This is a genomic window from Cobetia sp. D5, from assembly GCF_035666195.1.
Taxonomy (GTDB): domain Bacteria; phylum Pseudomonadota; class Gammaproteobacteria; order Pseudomonadales; family Halomonadaceae; genus Cobetia; species Cobetia amphilecti.
In genome coordinates, this window is record NZ_CP142020.1 from 3,674,382 (window position 1) to 3,696,532 (window position 22,151).

The following is a 22,151-nucleotide window of genomic DNA, read 5'->3' on the forward strand; positions in this document are numbered from 1 at the left end:
GGCAGCCGCTTGGTGTCCTTCCAGAGAGCAGACTATCACTCCCCAAAAGTACGGATCAGTAGAGACGCTCGAAACGCTTGCGCTCACGCTGAACCTTCTTGGCGTGGCGCTTTACAGCGGCCGCCTGCTGACGCTTGCGAACAGCTGTCGGCTTCTCGTAGTGCTCACGACGACGCACTTCGGAAAGAACACCGGCTTTTTCGCAGGAGCGCTTGAAACGGCGCAGGGCGACGTCGAACGGCTCGTTGTCACGTACTTTAACTGAAGGCATTAAACACTCACCTACCTTGAGATCATGAGTTCGGTTTGAACGCACATCCGGTGCAGCCACTCCTCAGGAGCCACCAGCCAGCGACGGTAAACCGCCACCTGCAGGTCGATCCAGCATCAATCAGTCGCCTGCGACACCACCGGTGAGGGTAGCCGTCGCTGGCTGGAATCATGATTCGGGGAGCTTTTGCGGGGTGGTCGGATGCACGACCCAGTCTTGCAGAGTGCCATATTCTAGACACCCGCCCCCGGCTTTGCAAACGCGGAAACCGGAAATCCTCTCTGCCTCAACGCCAGCTGGCGCGACACCCGTGCTCACAGCCAGTAGAATGTCGCGCATTCACGGCACACACGCCTCTCGGGCTCGCTCAGGCAGCCTCGCTGGCCGTGCCGCCCTCTACTTCTGATATTTCCTGAGAGTCAGCCATGCGTGTGCTCGGCATCGAGACTTCCTGCGACGAGACCGGCGTCGCCATCTACGACACGGACCAGGGCCTGCTTGCAGATGCCCTCTACAGCCAGATCGCCATGCACGCCGAGTTCGGCGGCGTGGTGCCGGAACTGGCGTCGCGTGATCACACTCGCAAGCTGCTGCCGCTGATCCAGCAGGTGATGGATGAGGCGCAGCTGAAGGCCGCTGACATCGATGCCATCACCTATACCGCAGGCCCGGGCCTGGTCGGCGCACTGATGGTCGGCGCGTCCACCGCACACGGGCTTGCCAAGGCATGGGGAGTGCCGGTGCTCGGCGTCCACCACATGGAAGGCCACCTGCTGGCGCCAATGCTGGAAGACGATGCACCGGAATTCCCCTTCGTGGCGCTGCTGGTCTCCGGCGGACACACCCAGCTGGTCGCGGTGCGCGGACTGGGCGAATACGAGCTGCTCGGCGAGTCCGTGGATGACGCCGCCGGCGAAGCCTTCGACAAGGCCGCCAAGATGCTGGAACTGCCCTACCCCGGTGGCCCGCAGGTCGCGAAGCTGGCCGAACAGGGCGACCCCAAACGCTATCGCTTCCCGCGCCCGATGACGGACCGCCCGGGCCTCGACTTCAGCTTCTCCGGCCTCAAGACCCACACCATGGTCACGCTCAAGAAGGCCAAGGCTGCGGACGACCTGGATGAGCAGCACTGCGCCGATATCGCACGCGCCTTCGAGGAAGCCGTGGTCGACACCCTGGTCATCAAGTGTCGTCGCGCGCTGGACCAGACCGGTCTCAAACGCCTGGTCGTCGCCGGCGGCGTGAGTGCCAACACCCGTCTGCGTGAGCGTCTGAGCCATGAGCTGACCAAGCGCAATGCCCGCGCCTACTACCCGCGTGGCCGCTTCTGCACCGACAACGGCGCGATGATCGCCTACGTGGGCGCGCAGCGCCTGAATGCCGGCGAGCAGGACACCGGCCCGATGAAGGCCGTGCCGCGCTGGCCGCTGGACAGCCTGGCGGCCCCGAGCACAGCGCAGGACTGAGCCCTGCCAGACGCCAGTACCCTGCCCCTCAACAACAACGCCCTGCCGATTCTCATCGGCAGGGCGTTGTTGTTGAGGGGCAGGTCACACTCACCGCCGGACACTGACACCGGCAACGTGGCGCCTGATGGTGTCAGACCGAGACATCAGAGAGCAGTGTCAGACCGTGGCATCGGCGCGAGAGATCATGCGGCAACGCCAGCTGAAGTCCACCGGCCATAGCGGCTGTTGTTCGGCGCGCCCGGCGGCCACGAACGCCTTCCAAAGCGAAGCGTAATCCTCTCCGGAGACGGGGTGGCGCTCTTCGCCGAACGACTCGGCCAGCGGCAGCAGCACGAAGGCATTGCGATCGACCTCATCGCGCGGCAGCATCACGCCATCGACCTCCCCGGTCAGGGTACCGACGGTCAGCAGGTCCAGATCCAGGGTGCGTGGACTGAACTTGGCGCTGTTCTTGAGGCGACCATTGGCCAGCTCGAGCTGCTTGCACCAAGCCTGCAATTCGCCGACGCTCCAGTCACTCTCGAAACCTGCGACCAGGTTGAGGAAGTTGCGCCCGTCGACGAAGCCCACCGGCTCGCTCTCGTAGACGGAGGACAGCGTCAGGTTGCCGAAGGTCGCCTCCAGCGCATCCAGGCAGACCCGCACATGATGCTCGCGCTCGATATTGCTACCGATGGAGATCAGTACCAGACTCATGCCGGCGCATCCGAGACGGTCTCGAGGCTGCCGCGCACGATGCGCACGCCAACGGCGGCGGCTTCCGGCACGGCGCCCGGCTTGCGCACCGTCATGGTCAGCCAGGGAATGCCGAACTCTTCACGCAGCAGCGCTGCCAGGCGCTCGGCGAAGGTTTCCACCAGCTCGAAGTGGCTCTCTTCGGCGAAGGTCTGGATGCGCGCACTGATGGCGGCGTAGTCCAGGGTGTGCGTCAGGTCATCGTCGGCAGCTGCGGCACGAATATCCGTGGCCATTTCCAGATCCATCACCAGACGCTGGCGAATGGTACGCTCCCAGTCATAGACCCCAATCACGGTTTCCACGGCCAGAGCCTCGATCAGCACACGATCCACGGCGTTACCTCTATGCTTGTCGAATGAACGAATAAAAACGACGCCCAAGGCCCCGCCATCATGCGACTGATTCTACTGCACCCGGCCCCTGCTTGGCCAAGCTGCCTGCCCCTCTCTCCCTGCCTGTGTGCGACACCTCGGGCACGCAACGAGTCGACATCATGCTGACAGGCCTGATCGAGTGGGCCGCGCAACTAGCCAGCTGGCAACAGTTGAGCCTGCTGATGGCCGTGGCCTATGCCAGCGGTTCGGTGCTGGGCGCGGTGTGGATCTGTCAGCGACTGGGGCTGGCCGACCCACGCCTGGCGGGGTCCTTCAACCCGGGCTTCTCCAATGTGCTGCGATTGCATGGCGCGCTGCCCGCCGCTCTGGTGCTGGTCTTCGATGCTACCAAGGGCATGCCGGCACTCTGGCTGGGGCTGGCGCTCTCGCTGCCGCCCTGGGCACTGGGGTTGATCGGACTGGCCGTGCTGATCGGCCACAGCCTGCCGCTGTGGCACCGCGGCCATCGCGGCGGCAAGGCCGTGGCCGCTGCCTTTGGCGTGCTGCTGATGCTGGCGCCGGGCGTCGCCTTGAGCTGCGCCGCGCTGTGGGTCGGGCTGGCCTGGCGACTGCGCACGGCGGCCATCGCCTCGCTGGTGGCCGGCCTGGCGGCACCCCTGTTCAGCCTGTGGCTGGCGCCGCAGATGAGCGGCGTGATTCTGGTCTTCGCCAGCCTGATCGTGATTCGTCATGCGCTGAATCTGCGCCGCCTGAGCGATGGCAGCGAGCCGCGCCTGTAAGCATGTTTTGCTCACACGCTGCGCTCCGCTCATGGAAACACGCTCTGCCCATAAACAGCACGCTCCGCCTCACAAAACCCTTCCTGATGCCACGACGCAAAAGCCCCGGCGCAGGACCGGGGCTTTCGGGGTCATATACTCGGATCATTTGCTCAGAGCAGGTGCTCAGGCCAGGTGCTCAGCAGCGGGCAGGTGATCAGTGACTGTGTCCGCAGCCGCAATGAGGCGCGTGCACTTCCGGCATGGCCTGCCATTCGCTCAGCGCCTGCTCGATGGCCTGCTGGCGCTGCTCGCTGAGCGCACGCCCGATCTCCGCCCCTTTCAGGCCCTGTTCGACCAGAGACTGCGGCGACACCGCCGTCGCGGCTTGCCAGACGGCATTGCCCAACCGTGCCAGCCCCTTGTCCTCGACCGCCAGCAGGGCCACCAGCACCGACTGGCGCTCGCCACGCCGCCAGGCATCGACACCATCCAGCCAGGCCTTGAGGTCTGCTGCGCTCACGCCACCTTCCCGCCGCGAGGCCTCGTTCAATTCCCGGCACAGACGCGCCTGCTGGGCGGCGTCACGCACGGCGCTGGGCAGGCGCAAGTCCTGCGCCAGGGCATCGATCTCGTCGCGTGACAGGTGCTCCACCAGGCGCGCCATACGCCAGCAGACCATCTCCGCCTCATCGACCAGCTGACGCGGCAGGCGGTCCAGACGCGCCAGTGCCGCTGCGAGCTGCTCGGCATCGCGGGTCAGCGGCGGCATCAGCACCGCCAGCGCCCCCAGCTCATCGAGCAGCTGGAAGTAGGCTTCGGGACTGGCCTCGCCCAGCGCCTTCTCGGTCTCCTTCCAGACCCGCTCGGCCACCAGATGCGAGACCTCGCCGCTCTCGACCATGGCAACCATCATCTGCCGTGTCTCCTCCGCGACCGTGAAGCCGAGCCCCTGATAGCGCGCCAGAAAGCGTGCCACGCGCAATACGCGCAGCGGGTCTTCGCTGAAGGCGCTCGAGACATGACGCAACACGCGCGCCTCGAGATCCGCCAGGCCACCGTAGGGGTCGATCACCTCGCCCTGCCCCGGCGTGCTGTCGAGCGGCTCGGCCATGGCATTGATGGTCAGGTCGCGACGAATGAGGTCCTCTTCCAGCGTCACATCGGGGCTGGCATGCACGCTGAAGCCGACATACCCGTGGCCGGACTTGCGCTCGGTACGCGCCAGCGCGTACTCCTCCTGGGTCTGCGGATGCAGGAAGACCGGGAAGTCCCGCCCGACCGGCCGGAAGCCACGCGCCTGCATGTCTTCCACCGTCGCGCCCACCACCACGAAGTCACACTCGTGCCACGGCCAACCCAGGCGCGCATCACGCACCGCGCCGCCCACGCGATAGACCTCAAGCCCGCTCAACAGGCGGTCACGCGAATCGGTCAGTGAAGAAGGCGTCGTCTGAGTCATGCGAATGTCCTTGCCCTGCGGCACGAGATACAAAGCTGAATGAGGAAAGCGAGGAAGTAAGGCCAGTGATGGCAGTCACGTGCAGGCGGCGTCAGCTACCGCTCTCGACGTCATCGCCATGCGTCAGTTGGTACTGGGTAAAGCCACCATCGAGGGAATAGACCTTCTCGAAGCCCTGCCCCGCCAGCCAGGCGGCGGCCTGCTGACTGGAATGGCCGTGATAGCAGACCACCACCAGCGGCTTGTCGCGCGGGGTGTCTTCCAGGATGGCAGCGGCACTGGCGTTGTCCAGATGACGGCTGCCCGGGATACGCCCCTGCGTGAAGCTGAGCGGATCGCGGATATCGAGTACCACGAGCGACGGGTCGCGTTGGCGCCAGTCACTGAGGGTTGCGAGATCAAGATGTTCGAAACTCATGCGGACTCCGCTTGTTGAGTAAGGGAAAGGCATTCGCCAGCGACGGCAGACCTGCTGTCACTGGCGACGGGAGGGCGCTCAGCGCGAGGTCAGCGCCGGCTCGAAGACGCGCTCTTCCGTCTCGAGATTGAGCGCCGTCAGGCCACCGCCCCACACGCAGCCGGTGTCCAGCGCCTCGACATCCTGACGCGCCGCCGGCGTCTCGCCTTCCAGAGCAGCCCAGTGACCGAACAGCAGGCGCGGCGAATCATCCCAGGCCCCTTCGGGACGCGGATACTGGAACCAGGGACGGCACCCCTCCGGCGCGCTGTCCAGTCCTTCCTTGGCCGCGAAATCCAGTCGGCCATCACTGTGCAGAAAGCGCATGCGCGTGAAGACATTGACGATGCAGCGCAGGCGCGGCGTGCCTTCGAGATCCTCCTGCCAGCGGTCCGGCGTATTGCCGTACATCTCGCCGAGAAAGCCTCGATAGTCGTCGCCCGCCAGCACGGCGTGCGCTTCGCGGGCATAACCGGCCGCCTGGTCCAGCGTCCAGCTCGGCAACACGCCGGCATGGCTCATCACCGTGCGGCGATTGCCGACCAGCGCATCCACCATCAGCGGCTGACGACGCAGCCAGTCCAGCAGCTCCTCACGGTCCGGCGCCTCGAGAATCGGCGTCAGCGTATCGGAGCGCTTGTGGCGGCTGAAGCCCTCAGCCACCGCCAGCAGGTGGAGGTCATGGTTGCCCAGCACCACCCGCGCATCATCGCCCAGCGACTTGACCAGACGCAGGCACTCCAGCGAGCCCGGCCCGCGATTGACCAGGTCTCCCGCCAGCCACAGCACATCGCGCCCCGGCGTGAAATCGAGGCGCTGCAACAGAAGTTCGAACTCTTGATGGCAGCCCTGCAAATCGCCAATCGCCCACTGCGTCATGCCCACTCCCTGACCGCCGTGGCGGCCTGACTTGCTGTCTTGAATACGAAACGCTGCGTCACGCGGCCACCCTAGTGAACCTGATGCGGACCGGCGAGACGGAACGGTGCGATGGCGACCTCGAAGGTGCGCGCATGGGTCGCGTCACAGAAGGTATAGGCCCCCTGCATCACGCCGACCGGCATGTCGAGCACGGCGCGCGAGGTATAGCGAAAGCTCTCGCCGGGCGCGATCAGCGGCTGCTTGCCGACCACGCCCTTGCCACGCACTTCCTGCTCATCGCCGCTGCCCTGGGTGATCTTCCAGTAGCGCGCCAGCAGCTGCACGGTCTCATCCGTCCCGTTGTGCACGGTGATGGTGTAGCGGAACACGTGTCGGTTCTCGCTCGGACGACTCTCGTCGGCGCAGTACTCGGGTACGGCGTCGATACGGATGTCCGCCACGCTACTCATGCGTCGTGGTCGCTGGCGTTGCGGGCGTCGCCCTTGGCATCGCTCTCGGCATCGAGGCGCTCGCCACTGTCACTATTCCCATCACTACCACTGGCACTGTCGGCTGCCGGCGCACCGTGGCCGACATTGCTGCGTGGACGCTTCTTCGGTGCCTTGTCGGCCTTGTCCACCGTCATGCCCTGCTCACTGAGGTGGTTGCTGATCATCACCAGCTCAGCGACGGTCAGTGTCTGCGGACGACGCGAGGGATCGATGCCCAGCGCGGTCAGCTGGTCGGCATCGATGCGGCCCTTGAAGTTGTTGCGCAGCGTCTTGCGGCGCTGGGAGAAGGCTTCGCGCACGATGACGGCGAGCAGCTTCTCGTCCTTGGCCGGATGCGGCAATTCACGGTGCGGCACCAGACGCACGATGGCGGAATCCACCTTCGGCGCCGGGAAGAAGGCGCTCGGCGGCACCAGGAACAGATTTTCCACCGCGCAGTAATACTGGGTCATCACCGACAGGCGGCCCCAGTCGGTGCCACCCGGCTCGGCGGCCAGACGCTCGACGACTTCCTTCTGCAGCATGAAGTGCATGTCGGAGATTGCGCCGCGTGCTTCCAGCAGGTGGAAGATCAGCGGGGTGGAGATGTTGTACGGCAGGTTGCCGACCACGCGCAGTGCCGGGCCATCACCGACCAGCTCCGGGAAGTCGAAACGCAGGGCATCGCCTTCGTGGATCACGAAGTCCGGGTAGTTGAAGAACTGCACGCGCAGACCCGGGATGAGGTCACGGTCCAGCTCGATGACTTCCAGCTTGCCTGCCGCTTCCAGCAGCGGGCCGGTCAAGGCACCCTGCCCCGGGCCGATCTCGACCAGGCGCTCGCCTTCCGCGGGACGAATGGCATTCACGATGCGAGAGATGACGCCAAGGTCCTGCAGAAAGTTCTGACCGAAACGCTTGCGAGCACGATGCGCGGGGAAATGTTGGGACATGGGACTGACCTTCCTCCTGGGAATCCGTCGGGATTCCCGACAACAAGACGCCGCCATGGCCTGCAGGGACACAGGCAGACCGGGGCGGCGAGACCATCCTCGATGGTCGAATGACTGGGGTAGCGAGACGCCACGCGGTGGCGCACGCCTGACGTGCCGCCATGCGGTCACGCCCGAGTGATGCGGGGATTATCTCAGGCTCGCGCGGCGGCTGCCATCTCGATGGCGACACGCACGGCCTGCAACAGGCTGCCGACGTCGGCACGCCCGCTGCCGGCAAGGTCCAGCGCCGTGCCGTGATCCACGGAGGTACGCACGATCGGCAGGCCCAGCGTGATGTTGGCGGCTTCACCGAAGCCGGCATACTTGAGCACCGGCAGGCCCTGGTCGTGGTACATCGCCAGTACCGCATCCACGCCCTCCAGATGCCGCGGCGTGAACAGGGTATCGGCCGGCAGCGGGCCATCCAGCTGCATGCCGGTCGCGCGCAGGGCGTCGAGCGTCGGGGAGATCACCTCGATCTCCTCATGCCCCAGATGCCCGCCCTCGCCGGCATGCGGATTGAGCCCGCACACCGCGATGCGCGGCGCGGCACAGCCGAAGTAGCGCGTCAGGTCCTTGGCGAGGATCTTCATCACCCGCGTCAGGCCCTCGGGCGTGATGGCATCGGCCACCTCGCGCAGCGGCAGGTGCGTGGTGGCCAGCGCCACCCGCAGCCCGGGGCACGCCAGCATCATGACCACTTCCTCGACCCCGCAGGCATCGCGCAGGTATTCGGTGTGGCCGGTGAAGCCCGCATGCCCGGCCTCGATCACGGCGGCCTTGGACAGCGGCGCCGTCACCATCGCGCTGGCATGCCCCGCCTGGCAGGCGGCGATGGCGACATCCAGCATCGCCAGCACATGATCGCCATTGCGCGCATCGATCACGCCCGGCTCGCTGGGCACTGCCAGCGGCACCGGCCACACGGCCAGCTCACCATTGCGGGCCGGCGGCAGCGGGTCACCCGGCGCCAGCTCATGCACCACCAGCGGCAGTCTCAGCAGGCGGGCACGACTGACCAGCAAGGCGGGGTCCGCCACGGCGACCAGCTGCGCGGGGAACGCTTCCGCCTGACCGGCCAGCATGACCAGAAGTTCCGGGCCGATACCCGCCGGCTCACCGGCGGTCAGGGCGATGATGTCGGGCGCAATCTCTTCGCGACGATTCATGACGGTGTCTCGCTGCTCCACTCGGACTTACTGCTCATCGAGACGGTTGTCGACATAGGCCTCGGCACGCACCTGCTGCTGCCAGGCTTCGAGCTCATCATTGAGCTTGCGCTGGAACAGGGTCTTGCGCACCTTGTCACGCTGGCTGGAGTTGGTCACATCCTGCTGGCGACGCTCCTCGACTTCGATGATGTGGTAGCCGAAGCGGCTCTTGACCGGCTGGCTGATCTCGCCCACGTCCAGACCATTCATGGCTGTCTCGAAGGAGGAGACCGTCTGGCCCGGGCTGACCCAGCCCAGCTCGCCGCCCTTGAGAGAGCTGCCCTTGTCGTCGCTGAATTCCTGAGCCAGCGCGGCGAAATCCTCGCCTCCCAGCAGACGGCGGCGAATGGACTCGGCACGCTCAAGCGCCTGCTGATCGCTGAGGTTCGGGTTGGGCTGGATCAGGATGTGGCGTGCGCGCGTCTGGGAGATCAACGCCTTGCCCGCGCCACGCTTCTCGATCAGCTTGACGAGGTGATAACCGCTGGCACTGCGCAGCGGCTCGGAGACCTGACCGGCCTGCATGTTCGGAATGACATCGGCGAACACCGTCGGCAGCTCACCGCCGGAACGCCAGCCGAGATCACCGCCGCTCAGTGCCTGACTGCCGGCGGATTCGGCGGCAGCCAGCTGGGCGAAATCGGTGCCCTGCTCGATCTGCTGACGCAGGCTGTCGGCCTTGGCGCGCGCGGCCTTGACCTGATCCGGCGTCGGCTCCTGGGGCAGTGCCACCAGCAGGTGGGCCAGATGGTACTGGACGTCGCTGCCGACATTCTGCTGGTTGAGATAGCGGTCTATCTCACGATCGGAGATCCGCACCCGGCTGGCGACGCTGCGCTGCTGGATCTGCTGCACCAGCAGCTCACGACGCACCTGATCGCGCACCTGGGCCAGTGACATGCCATCCTGCTCGAGCTTGTCCGCGAAGGCTTCCAGGCTCATGCCGTTGTCCTTGGCGATGCCGCGCAGGGTGGCGTTGAGCTGGGTGTCATCGATGCTGAGATTGGCCTGCTCCGCCAGCTGCAGCTGAATCTGCTCGTTGACCATACGATCAAGAACCTGACGCTCCAGCACGTCGCGCGGCGGCAGGTTGATGCCACGGCTCTGCAACTGCTGACTCGCCTGGGTGACGCGCTGCTCCATGTCGCTTTGCATGATGGCGTCCTTGTTGACCACGGCAACCACGCGGTCGAGCAACTCGGCGGCACCGGCCGGCAGACTCGCCAGCACAAATGCCAGCCCCAGCGGGGCAATCAGGGTCTTGCGCATCACATGTTCTCTCGGCGTAAAAATGTTGATGGCGCCACCCTGCGGCGGCGCCTTGGCGTCATTCACGGCCTGGCGCGGCGACTCAGAAGCCCGCGTTGCGATAGCCCGGTACGGCCTGTTCCAGGTAGCTGTCAGCACTCTGGCCAACGCCTCCCAAGCCCTTGAATTCAAAGGTCAGGAAGATGCCATTCTTCTCTTCGTCATCCGAGATGGTGTTGGCGGTGTCGTTGTCATCCTGCCATTCACGCCAGGTGACCTGCACGCCGTAGCAGCAATCGTTGTACTGCACGCCCAACACCTTCTCCAGTGAACGGGAATTGGTGCTGTCATACATGTAGCGGCCCAGCAGCGACCAGCTCTCGCTCATCGGCGTCGCGAAGGAGAAATCCCACTCGTTGCGGGTATAGCCCAGCACGTCATCCGCGTCCTCATCGTCGTAAGGCACGAAGCCTTCGATCTCACGATTGAAGCCAAAGTTCAGTACCGTGCCTTGTTCCGCGCGATAACGCAGCGAGGTCTGGGCACTTTCGGTCACGCCACGATCGAAATCCTGGAACACGGCCTGGGAGGCGGTCCACTGGTCGTTGAGCACCACATCGGCCTGGAAGACCACCGGCGAGCGGTCACGCGTCGCACGATAGTAGTCGGAGTAGCTGTCGAAGTCGGAGCGTGAGGTCTTGTCCGGATCACCGTCCATGTCGATGTTGCGGTCCGACAGGTAGCTCGACTGGCCGACACCCAGCTTGAGGCGTTCACGGCCGCTTTCACCGCTGATGAAGCGTGACGACACGCCGTAGGAGACCTTGTTGGTATCGCCGACCCGGTCACCCCCGCTGAAGCGGTACGGCGACCACAGCTGATTCCAGCTGAAGGCGTCTTCCGAGGTGTCGAAGTCGGGCAGATCGGACTGGTCGACCTCCGGCACGTAGGCGTAATAGAGGCGCGGCTCCAGTGTCTGGGTATAGCCGTCGCCGAACCATTCGGTCTCGCGATCGAAGATCAGGCCGCTGTCCAGTGACAGCACCGGGATGGTGGCGGACGGGCTGGTGCTGCGGTCGGTCTCGCGGTCACCGTAGTCCAGGCTGTATGACAGGCTGACCAGCTGCGCGCGCGGCTCGATGAAGCTCCAGCTCTGATCGCTGCGCCAGCCCAGCGCCGGCGCCAGACGCAGGCGCGAACCATTGGCGGCCTGGTCTTCGTCGATGTCGGTATCCGTCTCATCGACATCACGCCAGAAGTAGGTCGCGTTGGAATTCCACTCTTCGTAGAAGCCGTTGGACTGACTCCAGCGGCCATCCGCGGTCAGGCTCGGCAGACGGTAGAACGGCTTGTCATCGTTATCCAGCGGGTAGTCCATGCGCTGGTAGCCCTGCGCCTTGAACTGCAGGTCCCAGACATCGCCGTGGTAATCGAGCTGTGCCAGACGCTCGAGGCTATCGGTTTCCGTTTCCCCGAAATTGCGCCCGAAGTCGTCGAAATAATTGCCGTCGGAGGCGGCGCCGTACTTCAACTGGTAGTCGGTACGGGCATCATAGCGGCCAGCATGCTGGTAGTTGATGTACCAGCGGTCCTCGCCGATCAGATCTTCCTCGTCATCGTCGGGGTCGCTGCCGCCATCGTCATCGGCGAGCCAGGCACCCTCGATGCTGCCTTCCTCGCCACGCGGCAATAGATAGCGGAACTCGCCTTCCAGCATCTCGCCACGCTCGGAGATGTAACGCGGCGTGAGGGTGGCATCGTAATTGGGGGCCAGATTCAAGTAGATCGGCTGGGCGTAATCGAAGCCGCTGGAGCTGGTGTAGCTGAACTGCGGCCACAGCAGGCCCGTGTGGCGACGGTCATCGACCGGGAAGCGCACGTAGGGCCAGTAGAAGACCGGCACGCCGCCCATTTCCATGCGCGCATGCTTGGCCGTTCCCCAGCCGGAGTCCTGATCGATGGTGATGTCGCTGCCGACCAGACGCCACAGGCTGTTGCCCGGCTCGCAGGAGGTGAAGCTGGCATCCTTCAGGCGGTAGCGACCATCCTCGAGACGCGCCAGCTGCACTGCGTCGCCGCGCACGTGCTGCTCATGAAAGACGTAGTGACCGTTGTCGACGCTGGCCGCATCGCTGTTGAGCGAGACCCGCGCGTCGTCGCCGCGCAGCAGGACTCCGGGCTGGCGATAGGTGACAGGCCCCTTGGCAGTGGCGGTGTCACGCGCCTCGTTGACGCTGACCTCGGGCGATTCCAGCTGGGAATCGCCGCGGCGCAGCACCACCTCCCCCATCAGGGTGGCGACGCCATCGTTGCCGTAGTTGGCCTTGTCGGCCGAGGTCGTGACCTGCTCCGGCGTGTCGCCCGCCTCGATACGGTAGGCCGGCGTGACATAGCGCCCGGAGCACAGCTTGCCCTGCGGCACCTCATCATAGGGCTGCCAGTCGAGCTGACTGGCTGACAGGGGCTCGGGCGGAGCGGCCTGTGCCATCAGAGGGGCGCCGGCGGCCAGAGGCGCCAAGGTCCACAACAGACGGAAAACCAGTGGCTTGAGCTGCCAGACCGGGCGGTCATCGCCCAATCGGGCTATCGGTGCCTGCCGGGAATGAGCAGACAGAGAGGGAGTCGCGAAGCGACGCTGACGTCGCCCGGGAGCGGTCGTCGGCTTGCCCGGATGGGATGAATGGCTGCGCTGGGCCATGGCTGCTCTGTGTCCTTGGCTGGGGGAATCGGTATTATACAGGCCCAGCAACCGGCCTTCCTGCTTGCCGGTTCCGCCTGCCTTCTCGTCACCACACGACAGCATGCGGGGCCGCGGCACAGGCGTCAACTGACAGCCGGCCCCGCGCACACGCCGACAGGAGCCCAAGCCCCATGACATCCGACGCCCGCCGCCAGGCGCTGCACGCCTGGGCCGCCGCCCGCCACGACCTCACACCAGAGGCCGTGCGCATGAGCGCCGTGGCTGACGACGCCAGCTTCCGCCGCTATTTCCGTCTGCACCTCGAGGAACTCGATCCGGCCACGCCGGCGCGCATCCTGATGGACGCCCCGCCCGAGAAGGAAGACAGCCACGGCTTCGTCGCCATCGCCCGCCAATGGCGCGACGCCGGCCTGCCGCTTCCCGAGGTCTTCGCCTTCGACGAGGCACTCGGCTTTCTGGAGCTGGAAGACCTCGGCGACACCCCGCTGATGACCGCCCTGACCAGCACCGAGCACGCCGACCACTACTATGGCGAAGCCATCGGGCTGCTCGAGCAGCTGCATCAACTGCCGCCCGGCAACCTGCCTGCCTATGACGACGCCCGCCTGTCCGCCGAACTGGAGCTGTTTCCGGAGTGGTGTCTCGGCCAGCTGCTCGACATGCCGCATGACCGCCGCTACGCCGCCTGGAACAAGCTGACGGGGCAATTGCTCGCGGCCGCCAGCGCGCAACCGGTGGTGAGCGTGCATCGCGACTTCCATGCCCAGAACCTGTTCCTGCATCAGTCGGCATCCCAGCACCAGACCCGGCTGTGGATCATCGATTTTCAAGACGCCGTCAGCGGCCCCGAGAACTACGACCTGATCTCGCTGCTGCGTGACCGTCACTGGCGCTGGCCGGAACCCGCCATGGCGCGCTGGATCGAGCAGGCGCGTCTGGCCGCCTTGCCACGCTACGCCGCGGCCGGCCTGCCGGCACCGAGCCCGCTGGAATACCGCCAGAGCGTCGAACGCATGGGCGTGCAGCGCAATCTCAAGATTCTCGGCATCTTCGCGCGCCTGACACTGCGGGACGCCAAGCCTCGCTACCTGACGCTGATGCCGCGCTTCCTCGGTCACCTGCGCGAAGGTCTGGCCTTCTGCCCGGAACTGATCTCCTTCACCCACTGGCTGGATGAGGTGCTGACGCCGGCGCTGTCGCTGCGGCTGGCCGAGGAATGCGAGGCGCGCGATCTGCGCCTCGCCAATGGCGAGCGCCCCGAGATCAACCTCGATGATTACGATGAGCTGGCGGCACTCGCCGATCGCGCCGCCCGCCTGCAACGCAATGCGGCCGCCGCTGACACCGCGAAGAGCGCTGCGGCAAGTGGGGAAAGCAAGGAAAGTGGGGAAAGCAAGGAAAGCGCAGCAAATGCCGATAACCAGCCGGGGAGCCACTGATGCGCGCGATGATTCTAGCGGCCGGTTTCGGCACGCGCATGCGCCCGCTGACCGACCACACCCCCAAGCCGTTGCTGGAAGTCGCCGGGCTGCCGTTGCTGGAGCACCATCTGCTGCGTCTGGAAGCGATCGATGTGGACAAGGTCGTCATCAATGTCGGCCACCTGGCCGACAGGATTCTGAGCCACTTCGCCGCGAAGCCGAATGCCAAGGGCCAGCTCGAGGCTTGCTGGCAGGGCCGCAAGCGCTCCCTGACGCTGATCTTCTCGCGCGAGGAGACGCCGCTGGAAACCGGCGGCGGCATCGCTCGCGCCCTGTCACTCTCCGATGCGCTGACGCAGGACGCAGGCGATGACACGCCCTTCCTGCTGATCAATGGCGATGTCTGGTGTGACGTCGACCTCACGCTGCTGACCATCCAGGCGCTGGCGAGCCATTCACTGGCCCCGCTTGCCGACCAGCCGCAGGCGCTGGCGGGTCTGGTGCTGGTGGATAACCCGCCACATCATCCCGAGGGAGACTTCCTGCTCACCCCGACGGGGATAGTGAAGGATGAAGCCGGCGCCGAGAGCGACGAACAGGACGAGAAGGAAGAGAAAGACGAGCAGGAAGAGCAGGCCGGCACCCACCTGACCTTCTCCGGTGTGTCGTGGCTGTCACCACGCCTGATCCGCCGCGCCATTGCCGAGACACCGGCCTATCAAGGCCCCGACAGCGTCTTCAAGCTGGCGCCGCTGCTGCGTGATGCCATGCAGCATGGCGAGGTGCGCGGCCTGCATCATCGCGGCGCCTGGATCGATGTCGGCACCCCACAGCGTCTGGCCGAGCTGGATGAGCTGCTGAGCCACGCCAGGGCCTGAGCCAGCGCGATATAAGCTCAGCGCTGGACGTTCCTCCGGGCACGGCGATGACAATGCTACCCTGTGCGCCATCGTGCTCACCGCGCCCTTATTCCTGTAGCCCCTGGCCTTTATAGCCACTAGCTCCGGGCCGGTGGCGCATCAACGACTTATCAGAAGGAGAAGTTCCGACATGGCAATGAACGCCAGCATCAAATGGACCGATGGTCGCCAGTTCCTCGCCGAATCCGGCAGCGGCCACAGCGTGGTCATGGACGGCAATCCGGACAACGGCGGTCGCAACACCGGTCCGCGTCCGATGGAAATGCTGTTGATGGGTCTGGGCGGCTGCACCAGCTTCGATGTCATCCAGATTCTGGAAAAGGCCCGCCAGCAGGTCACTGACTGTCACGCCGAACTGAGCGCCGAGCGCGCCGATAGCGTGCCGAGCGTGTTCACGAAGATTCACGTCAAGTTCGTGGTCACCGGTCGCAACCTCAAGGAATCCCAGGTCAAGCGTGCCGTCGAGCTGTCCGCCGAGAAGTACTGCAGCGCCTCCCTGATGCTGAGCGCCGGGGGTGTCGAGATCACTTACTCCTACGAAGTCATCGACATCGCGGCCTGATCAAGCCTCGCCCTCCCGCCGCTCAAGGCCCCGCCGACGGCGGGAGGGAGCGCACCACTGACGACGTCTCGCCAGGATCGGCGGGAATTGTCGCTGGCGTGTCAGGCCTGCCTGTGCATAATACGCCCCTCAAACCGGTCGTCTCACCGGTCGTCTCGTGGCAAAGATGGCATGCAATGCTCCCTGTGAGTCATGCTGCCAGCGCTCGGGACGTGCCTTTCGAGATGTCCTCTTCGGCCCGATGCCTGCCTCTGCTCCATTGCAATGGCGCATCGGATGTCATACCACCCTCCCATTTCAAGGAGGCCTGGACGTGAGCGATCAACTCCGCCTTCACGGGTTCAACAACCTCACCAGTTCGTTGAGCTTCAATATCTACGACATCTGCTACGCGCAGACCGAAGAGCAGCGCACGGCGTATATCGATTATATCGATGAGCTCTACAATGCCGAGCGTCTTACCCAGATCCTCAAGGATGTCACCAACATCATCGGTGCCCACGTGCTGAACATCGCACGCCAGGACTATGAGCCGCATGGTGCCAGCGTGACCATCCTGATCGCCGAGCACGAGCTGGAAGAGCAGGACGTGTCCCAGACCGCGCCGGGCCCGGGCCCGCTGCCGGAAACGGTCGTCGGCCATCTGGACAAGTCTCACGTCACGGTGCACACCTATCCCGAGTCCCACCCGGACAACGGCATCAGCACCTTCCGTCTGGATATCGATGTCTCGACCTGTGGCATGATCAGCCCGCTGAAGGCGCTGAACTATCTGATCCACAGCTTCGATTCCGATATCGTGACCATGGACTACCGCGTGCGTGGCTTCACGCGCGACGTGGATGGCAAGAAGCTGTTCATCGATCACGACATCACCTCCATCCAGGATTACCTGGCGGAAGACACCAAGCGTGCCTACCAGATGGTCGATGTGAACGTGTATCAAGAGAACATGTTCCACACCAAGATGCTGCTCAAGGACTTCGAACTGGACAACTACCTCTTCGGCACCTCGCGTCGCGAGCTGACCTTCGAGGAAGCCACCAACATCGAAGGCCGCCTGCGTCGTGAAATGCTCGAGATCTTCTACTCGCGCAACTTCGACTGATCATCATCTGCGTCATGCACGGCAGTCGCAGCGCCTGTGCCTGCTTGCCTGAGGCCTGATGACAGTCCGAAAAAAGCCCCTGACACCTCACGGTGTCAGGGGCTTTTTGTTGCCTGCCGGCTCAACGATCGCCGGCGGGGCCCTCCCTGTCTGGCGGAGCGGCATCCCCCAGGCGCTGTTCCATCTCCTCATTCACCTGGCGATGCAGCGCCTCGCGGTGGCGCTCGCGCTCAGCCAGCGACTCACCCCGCTCCTGCGCGACCTGATCCAGCCGCTCACGCAGCTCGCGCACTTCCGTCGTCAGCTCGCTGATCTGATGATAGAGCGCCCGCGTCATGTCGCGCTGAGCACGCGCCGCCCGGGCCTCCTGCTCGCTGTCATCCTCGATGAAGATCGAGCTGATATAGGCGGCGAAACTCCCGAACAGCCCCACGCCCCCGACCATCAGCAGCACCGCCACCACGCGACCGAGCGTCGTGATGGGATAGTAGTCGCCATAACCGACGGTGGTCACCGTCACCACCGCCCACCACAGCGCTTCCTCTGCGGTATTGATGGGGCTGTCGGGATTGGGTGTCTCCACCATCAGCATGGTCAGGGCACCGAACACCACCAGCAGCACCGTGGCGGTGGCCGCCGAGGCGAAGACCCCCTCGGCCCGGTTGCGAAACAGCAGCTTCCAGATCATTTCCATCGACTTGATGGCGCGCAGAACCCGCAGCACCTGCACCACGCGAAACAGCCTCGCGCCCTGGAAGAGTCCCGCCGGAATACAGGCCAGCAGGTCGATCCAGCCCCACTTCATGTACTCGCGCTTGCTCTTGGCACTGGCGAAGCGCTTGCAGAAATCGATGAAGAAGAACAGGCAGACCACATAGTCCATGTATTCCAGCAGCCGCTGGACCTGGGGTGACAGCACAAAGACAAGGTCTACCACCATGGCGCCGATCACATAGATCGACAGCACCAGGATGAACAGCTGAAAGGGCGTGACGCGTTCCTGCATCCGAAGACTCTCCGTGAGTGGGGCTCTGGAAAGCCTACCCCATCCTCGTCGCCCTGACAGTGTGCAGCCACCGCTGGCGTGCGCCCGAGCACTCATCTGTCCGATGGTTCATGCATCCCTGGGCTCAGGCGCCCGCGCTCATCAAGCCTTGTTGCGCGACTCCTCGTCACTCGGGGGCTGGAAGGTGGACTGCTCGCTGATGTCCTCACCACTGATGCGATTCAAAAGCTTGCGCAACTTGTGACGCTGCCTGCGTGATGACAGGCGATTGGAATCCCAGCGTTCCGGCACCAGCGCACATTCTCCATTGGCATCGTGCAGGCGGAAGGCACGCTCGACGCCGATCGGATGGTCCTCACTGCCATAGATGCCGATGATGCTCAGCGTCAGGCGCTGGAATTCCAGCTGCTCATTGCTGGGCCAGTGACCGTCGAGCGAGATGCCATTGCGGCGCGCCATGCGCTCGATGACTTCAGAGAAAGTCCCGATATGCAGGAAGTCGCCCGAGCCCAGCGGCCCCTGACGCGTGGTATCGGAGATACGCCATTCACTGCTGCTGGAAGCCTCCTGCGCGGACTGCTCGCTGTCGCCGTCCTGCTGATTGTTACCCTGCTCGTCACCTTCCTGATAGCTGCGTTCGAACTCGGTGACATCCATCAGCAGGCTGCCATGACTGGTATCCAGCCTGGCGATGATGTGCTCGATGAAGATCGATTCGGCACTCATGTTGCTGACGATGCACAGACTGTCGATACCCTTGGACTTGCCGCGATTGATCAGCACGCGCGGGCGACGCTGGCGACGGAAGTTGTGATACAGCAGCTGCGCATAGACCAGCCAGATGAAGAACGAGCCGATACTGGCTATCGCCGAGATGGTTTTCGAGTGATTCGCAATCCACTCCATCATGCTGACCTCCCCTGTCAACGTTGTCTGGTGCACCCTTTCTTGGGGACAGCGACAGGGGATTGCGAGCATTGATTTGGCGTTAAACTCCCTCGTGGCTGACCTGATCTTCGCCCAGCAGTGCCTGCCAGAGGGTGATGACCCGCTCACGATGGGCGGCTATCACCGGGTGCTGCTCCAACCGCATCAGGCTGCCGTGCTTCTCCAGCGCCAGGCGATGGCTGACATCGCGATAGGCCAGATAGGCCTCGCGCAGCTCACCGGCCTGCTCGCCCGGCAGCCGTCCGCAGGACTCGAGGGTTTCCAGCAGCCGCATGTTGTCGCTCCACTCGAGCAGAGCAGGCACCTGATGACTCAGCGCCAGCACGCAGTACTGGGCGAGAAACTCGATGTCGACGATGCCGCCGGCGTCCTGCTTGAGGTGGAACTGGCCGGCCTCGCGGTCCTTGGCGCTGCTGCCCAGGTGATCACGCATCTTGTGGCGCATGGCGATCACCTCCTGGCGCAGCGTCTTCTCGTCCCGCTGCTGACCGAGGACCTCACGGCGTACCTCCTCGAAGGCCAGCGCCAGCGCCGGGTCTCCCGCCACGGCCCGCGCGCGTACCAGCGCCTGATGCTCCCAGGTCCAGGCTTGCGTGAGCTGATAGTCCCGGAAGGCCGCCAGACTCGAGACCAGCAGCCCCGAATTGCCCGATGGACGCAGGCGCATGTCGACCTCGTAGAGCGCACCGGCCGGCGTCACCGCCGTCAGCAGGTGGATGATGCGCTGCCCCAGACGCGTGAAGAACAGCGGATTGTCCAGCGGCCGCGGGCCATCCGTCTGGCCCTTGCTGGCCGCATCATGCAGGAAGACGAGATCCAGGTCCGAGCCATAGCCCAGCTCGATGCCACCCAGCTTGCCGTAGCCGACGATCACGAAACTGCCACTCAGGCTGTCGCCGGTGATCGGCTGGCCATCGCGCCCGATGGGGAAGCCATGCTTGCGGGTCAGGGTCTTCCACGCCATCGCCAGCACCTGCTCCAGCACCACCTCGGCGATGAAGGTCAGGTAGTCGCTGACCTTCATCAGCGGGCGGGCACCGGCGATATCGGAGGCCGCCACGTGCAGCACCTGGGCATGGCGGAACACCCGCAAGGCCTCGAGCAGCGCCTCTTCATCATCTTCGGGAATGCGCGAAAGCGCAGTGCGCAGCTCATCGGCGAGGCGCGTCTTGTCGGCGGGTGAGTACAGGTTATGCGGGTGCAGCAGCTCGTCGAGCAGCACCGGATAGCGCGCCAGCTGCTCGGCGATCCACGGGCTGGCCGCACACAGGCGCATCAACTGCGCCAGCGCATCCGGGTTCTCGCGCAGCAGCGCCAGATAGGCCGTCCGCCGCAGTACCGCCTCGATCAGCGGCAAGACGCGCTCCAGCACTCGGCTGGCATCGTGCTCGCCGGGCTTCTCGGGGTCGCCCGCCGCCGAGCCCAGCGCCTGCAGCAATGGCGGCATCAGTGCATCGAGACGATCAAAGCCGATGCGCTGCATGCCCTGCACCGCACGTGACCGCCGCAGGCTGTCGAGGCGCCGGAAACTCTCGGCGGCACTCTCGAAGCCACTCTCGGCGAGTAGAGCCTCGCCCTCCTCGGCCGTCAGCTCGCCACGCCACAGTGCTCGCCACTCATCCAGCGCCTGCTGGCCTTCGCCCTGCTCGGCCTCGTCGTCTTCCGGCGCGGCGATCACGTTGTCAAAGTGATGGCGGATGCGCGTACGCACCTCTTCCAGCCGCGCGGTGAGCGCCTCCCAATCGGGCAGCTTCATGGCCAGCGCGAGGCGCTCGCGGCCCAGCGGGTCCAGCGGCAGTGTCTGGGTCTGGCGGTCGGCCTGTGCCTGCAGAGCGTGTTCGAGATCGCGCAGGAAGACGTAGTCCGGCACCAGCTCATCCACGACCGCCTGCGGCAGCAATCCCAGGGCTGGCAGGCGCGCAAAGGCCTGCTTGAGCGAGGTGACCTGCAATTCCGACTCACGCCCGCCCCGAATCAGCTGGAAGGCTTGGGCGACGAACTCCACCTCGCGAATGCCGCCGGAGCCGAGCTTGATGTTGTCGGACAGCCCGCGCCGTTTGACCTCGCGATTGATCATCGCCTTCATCTCGCGCAGCGACTCGATGGCACCGAAATCCAGATACTTACGATAGACAAAGGGCCGCAGGTGCGCGATCAGGCGCTCGCCGGCAGCGACACTGCCCGCCACCGGGCGCGCCTTGAGCATCGCGTAACGCTCCCATTCGCGGCCCTGATCCTGGTAGTAGCTGGCCAGCATCGAGAAACTGCCGACCAGTGGCCCGCCGTCCCCCAGCGGACGCAGCCGCATGTCGACGCGGAACACGAAGCCATCGGCGGTCATCGCGTCCAGCGCGGCAATCAGCTTCTGGCCGAGACGCGTGAAATATTCCTGATGATCCAGAGACTTGCGGCCACCTGATGTCTCGCCCTTGTCGGGGAAGGCGAAGATCAGATCGATATCGGAGGAGAGGTTGAGCTCGCCGGCGCCCAGTTTGCCCATGCCGAGCACCACCAGCCGCTGCGGCTCGCCGAAACGGTCCGGCGCGGGGCGGCCATAACGCGGCTCAAGCGAGGCTTCCAGCCAGCCAAGCGCGCCCTCGAGGGTGACTTCGGCGAGGTGCGAGACCGCCGCCGCGGTCTGCCACATGTCGGCGCCGTTGAGGTCGCGCCACACGATGCCCAGCATGCGCAGCTGGCGGAAGCGCCGCAGCACCTGCTGCATCGCCTTCTCATCTTCGGCGCTGGCGAGGCCGACGGCGAGGCGCTCAGTGAGCTGGGCGACCGGCAAGGCGCGCTGCAGCTCGCCGCTCTCGAGCAGCTCGGACAGCAGTTCAGGGCGACGGCACAGCGTCTCCAGCGCGAAGTCGGACAGCGTGATCAGACGTCCCAGCTGGCTGCGCTGACGCTCATCAAGGGCCAGAAAGCTCGCCAGCGGAGAGCTGTCATCGCCACGCATCTCGCTGAGGTTCTCAGCCTGGGCCAGGCTCTCTTCGAGGCGCTCCTGGGCGGCGCACAGGGCGCTCTCGAGCGTGGCACGGCTGTCAGCCGACTGCTCGGCCAGCAGCGATGACGGCGCAAGGAAATCAGCGGGCAACAGTGGGCGGGACTGCGCGGGGGATGGCTGGGGCATGGTCGTCTCCTTCGATCCAGCCCTCAGCATAACGGAGGCCGCAGGCACATGACACGGCC

At 65.0% G+C, this 22,151-nt stretch carries 19 protein-coding genes and 1 pseudogene; 6 read left to right on the plus strand and 14 right to left on the minus strand.

Features of this window, described 5'->3' with window-relative positions:
* Positions 1–55: 55 nt before the first annotated feature.
* On the minus strand, positions 56–271 hold the full coding sequence (gene rpsU, locus U0O11_RS15190; RefSeq protein WP_024951433.1) for a 30S ribosomal protein S21: 216 nt from the start codon (positions 269–271) through the stop codon (positions 56–58).
* Between the two features lie 425 nt (positions 272–696).
* Between rpsU and tsaD the strand changes: the two genes are divergently transcribed.
* Positions 697–1,737 carry a tRNA (adenosine(37)-N6)-threonylcarbamoyltransferase complex transferase subunit TsaD gene (gene tsaD / locus U0O11_RS15195; RefSeq protein WP_054557225.1) on the plus strand — a complete coding sequence of 347 codons (1,041 nt, stop codon included), beginning with the start codon at positions 697–699 and terminating at the stop codon, positions 1,735–1,737.
* A gap of 159 nt (positions 1,738–1,896) precedes the next feature.
* Here tsaD and folK read toward each other — a convergent pair whose 3' ends face one another.
* Positions 1,897–2,436, minus strand: coding sequence for a 2-amino-4-hydroxy-6-hydroxymethyldihydropteridine diphosphokinase (folK, locus tag U0O11_RS15200; protein WP_131432744.1), 540 nt, complete (start codon positions 2,434–2,436; stop codon positions 1,897–1,899).
* On the minus strand, positions 2,433–2,810 hold the full coding sequence (gene folB, locus U0O11_RS15205) for a dihydroneopterin aldolase (protein WP_043334640.1): 378 nt from the start codon (positions 2,808–2,810) through the stop codon (positions 2,433–2,435). The genes folK and folB overlap by 4 nt, the downstream gene beginning before the upstream one ends.
* A gap of 161 nt (positions 2,811–2,971) precedes the next feature.
* Between folB and U0O11_RS15210 the strand changes: the two genes are divergently transcribed.
* Positions 2,972–3,592, plus strand: a complete 621-nt coding sequence (locus tag U0O11_RS15210; RefSeq protein WP_279837381.1) for a glycerol-3-phosphate acyltransferase — start codon at positions 2,972–2,974, stop codon at positions 3,590–3,592.
* Positions 3,593–3,788: 196 nt separating this feature from the next.
* On the opposite strand, the gene U0O11_RS15215 is transcribed toward U0O11_RS15210, so the two are convergent.
* From U0O11_RS15215 to U0O11_RS15250, 8 genes and pseudogenes are all read right to left on the minus strand, one after another.
* Positions 3,789–5,033, minus strand: coding sequence for a polynucleotide adenylyltransferase (locus tag U0O11_RS15215; RefSeq protein WP_216060519.1), 1,245 nt, complete (start codon positions 5,031–5,033; stop codon positions 3,789–3,791).
* A 91-nt stretch (positions 5,034–5,124) separates the two neighbouring features.
* Positions 5,125–5,451 (minus strand): thiosulfate sulfurtransferase GlpE, encoded by a 327-nt coding sequence (gene glpE, locus U0O11_RS15220; protein ID WP_043334637.1) that lies wholly within the window; start codon positions 5,449–5,451, stop codon positions 5,125–5,127.
* Positions 5,452–5,529: 78 nt separating this feature from the next.
* A complete protein-coding gene (locus tag U0O11_RS15225; protein WP_043334635.1) occupies positions 5,530–6,369 on the minus strand; it encodes a symmetrical bis(5'-nucleosyl)-tetraphosphatase in 840 nt (279 codons plus the stop codon).
* 71 nt (positions 6,370–6,440) lie between these two features.
* Positions 6,441–6,821: a Co2+/Mg2+ efflux protein ApaG gene (gene apaG, locus U0O11_RS15230; RefSeq protein ID WP_043334633.1), complete on the minus strand. Its 381-nt coding sequence runs from the start codon at positions 6,819–6,821 to the stop codon at positions 6,441–6,443.
* Positions 6,822–7,006: 185 nt separating this feature from the next.
* Positions 7,007–7,795 (minus strand): annotated as a pseudogene (gene rsmA, locus U0O11_RS15235) (16S rRNA (adenine(1518)-N(6)/adenine(1519)-N(6))-dimethyltransferase RsmA); the annotation flags it as partial.
* Between the two features lie 194 nt (positions 7,796–7,989).
* On the minus strand, positions 7,990–9,006 hold the full coding sequence (gene pdxA / locus U0O11_RS15240; protein WP_324690640.1) for a 4-hydroxythreonine-4-phosphate dehydrogenase PdxA: 1,017 nt from the start codon (positions 9,004–9,006) through the stop codon (positions 7,990–7,992).
* A 27-nt stretch (positions 9,007–9,033) separates the two neighbouring features.
* Positions 9,034–10,317: a peptidylprolyl isomerase gene (locus U0O11_RS15245; RefSeq protein ID WP_043334629.1), complete on the minus strand. Its 1,284-nt coding sequence runs from the start codon at positions 10,315–10,317 to the stop codon at positions 9,034–9,036.
* An 82-nt stretch (positions 10,318–10,399) separates the two neighbouring features.
* Positions 10,400–12,784, minus strand: coding sequence for an LPS-assembly protein LptD (locus U0O11_RS15250; protein ID WP_442872661.1), 2,385 nt, complete (start codon positions 12,782–12,784; stop codon positions 10,400–10,402).
* Positions 12,785–13,167: 383 nt separating this feature from the next.
* On the opposite strand from U0O11_RS15250, the gene U0O11_RS15255 reads away from it, so the two are divergent.
* From U0O11_RS15255 to speD, 4 genes are all read left to right on the plus strand, one after another.
* Positions 13,168–14,436: an aminoglycoside phosphotransferase family protein gene (locus U0O11_RS15255; protein WP_153636567.1), complete on the plus strand. Its 1,269-nt coding sequence runs from the start codon at positions 13,168–13,170 to the stop codon at positions 14,434–14,436.
* Positions 14,436–15,296, plus strand: a complete 861-nt coding sequence (locus U0O11_RS15260; protein WP_279837376.1) for a nucleotidyltransferase family protein — start codon at positions 14,436–14,438, stop codon at positions 15,294–15,296. Before U0O11_RS15255 ends, U0O11_RS15260 begins: the two co-directional genes overlap by 1 nt.
* 178 nt (positions 15,297–15,474) lie before the next feature.
* Entirely contained in the window at positions 15,475–15,900 is a 426-nt protein-coding gene (locus U0O11_RS15265) for an OsmC family protein (RefSeq protein WP_324692531.1), read from the plus strand.
* A gap of 313 nt (positions 15,901–16,213) precedes the next feature.
* Positions 16,214–17,008, plus strand: coding sequence for an adenosylmethionine decarboxylase (gene speD, locus U0O11_RS15270; RefSeq protein WP_043334620.1), 795 nt, complete (start codon positions 16,214–16,216; stop codon positions 17,006–17,008).
* Positions 17,009–17,129: 121 nt separating this feature from the next.
* Here speD and U0O11_RS15275 read toward each other — a convergent pair whose 3' ends face one another.
* From U0O11_RS15275 to glnE, 3 genes are all read right to left on the minus strand, one after another.
* Positions 17,130–18,014 (minus strand): ion transporter, encoded by an 885-nt coding sequence (locus U0O11_RS15275; protein ID WP_279837375.1) that lies wholly within the window; start codon positions 18,012–18,014, stop codon positions 17,130–17,132.
* 141 nt (positions 18,015–18,155) lie between these two features.
* Entirely contained in the window at positions 18,156–18,923 is a 768-nt protein-coding gene (locus U0O11_RS15280; protein WP_054557234.1) for a hypothetical protein, read from the minus strand.
* Between the two features lie 79 nt (positions 18,924–19,002).
* A complete protein-coding gene (gene glnE, locus U0O11_RS15285; RefSeq protein ID WP_279837374.1) occupies positions 19,003–22,092 on the minus strand; it encodes a bifunctional [glutamate--ammonia ligase]-adenylyl-L-tyrosine phosphorylase/[glutamate--ammonia-ligase] adenylyltransferase in 3,090 nt (1,029 codons plus the stop codon).
* Positions 22,093–22,151: the final 59 nt, after the last annotated feature.

Coding starts and splice junctions, on each gene's coding strand:
- rpsU (WP_024951433.1), bottom strand. CDS start 271: ATGCCTTCAGTTAAAGTACGTGACAACGAGCCGTTCGACGTCGCCCTG.
- tsaD (WP_054557225.1), top strand. CDS start 697: ATGCGTGTGCTCGGCATCGAGACTTCCTGCGACGAGACCGGCGTCGCC.
- folK (WP_131432744.1), bottom strand. CDS start 2,436: ATGAGTCTGGTACTGATCTCCATCGGTAGCAATATCGAGCGCGAGCAT.
- U0O11_RS15210 (WP_279837381.1), top strand. CDS start 2,972: ATGCTGACAGGCCTGATCGAGTGGGCCGCGCAACTAGCCAGCTGGCAA.
- U0O11_RS15215 (WP_216060519.1), bottom strand. CDS start 5,033: ATGACTCAGACGACGCCTTCTTCACTGACCGATTCGCGTGACCGCCTG.
- glpE (WP_043334637.1), bottom strand. CDS start 5,451: ATGAGTTTCGAACATCTTGATCTCGCAACCCTCAGTGACTGGCGCCAA.
- U0O11_RS15225 (WP_043334635.1), bottom strand. CDS start 6,369: ATGACGCAGTGGGCGATTGGCGATTTGCAGGGCTGCCATCAAGAGTTC.
- apaG (WP_043334633.1), bottom strand. CDS start 6,821: ATGAGTAGCGTGGCGGACATCCGTATCGACGCCGTACCCGAGTACTGC.
- pdxA (WP_324690640.1), bottom strand. CDS start 9,006: ATGAATCGTCGCGAAGAGATTGCGCCCGACATCATCGCCCTGACCGCC.
- U0O11_RS15245 (WP_043334629.1), bottom strand. CDS start 10,317: ATGCGCAAGACCCTGATTGCCCCGCTGGGGCTGGCATTTGTGCTGGCG.
- U0O11_RS15250 (WP_442872661.1), bottom strand. CDS start 12,784: ATGGCACAGGCCGCTCCGCCCGAGCCCCTGTCAGCCAGTCAGCTCGAC.
- U0O11_RS15255 (WP_153636567.1), top strand. CDS start 13,168: ATGACATCCGACGCCCGCCGCCAGGCGCTGCACGCCTGGGCCGCCGCC.
- U0O11_RS15260 (WP_279837376.1), top strand. CDS start 14,436: ATGCGCGCGATGATTCTAGCGGCCGGTTTCGGCACGCGCATGCGCCCG.
- U0O11_RS15265 (WP_324692531.1), top strand. CDS start 15,475: ATGAACGCCAGCATCAAATGGACCGATGGTCGCCAGTTCCTCGCCGAA.
- U0O11_RS15275 (WP_279837375.1), bottom strand. CDS start 18,014: ATGCAGGAACGCGTCACGCCCTTTCAGCTGTTCATCCTGGTGCTGTCG.
- U0O11_RS15280 (WP_054557234.1), bottom strand. CDS start 18,923: ATGATGGAGTGGATTGCGAATCACTCGAAAACCATCTCGGCGATAGCC.
- glnE (WP_279837374.1), bottom strand. CDS start 22,092: ATGCCCCAGCCATCCCCCGCGCAGTCCCGCCCACTGTTGCCCGCTGAT.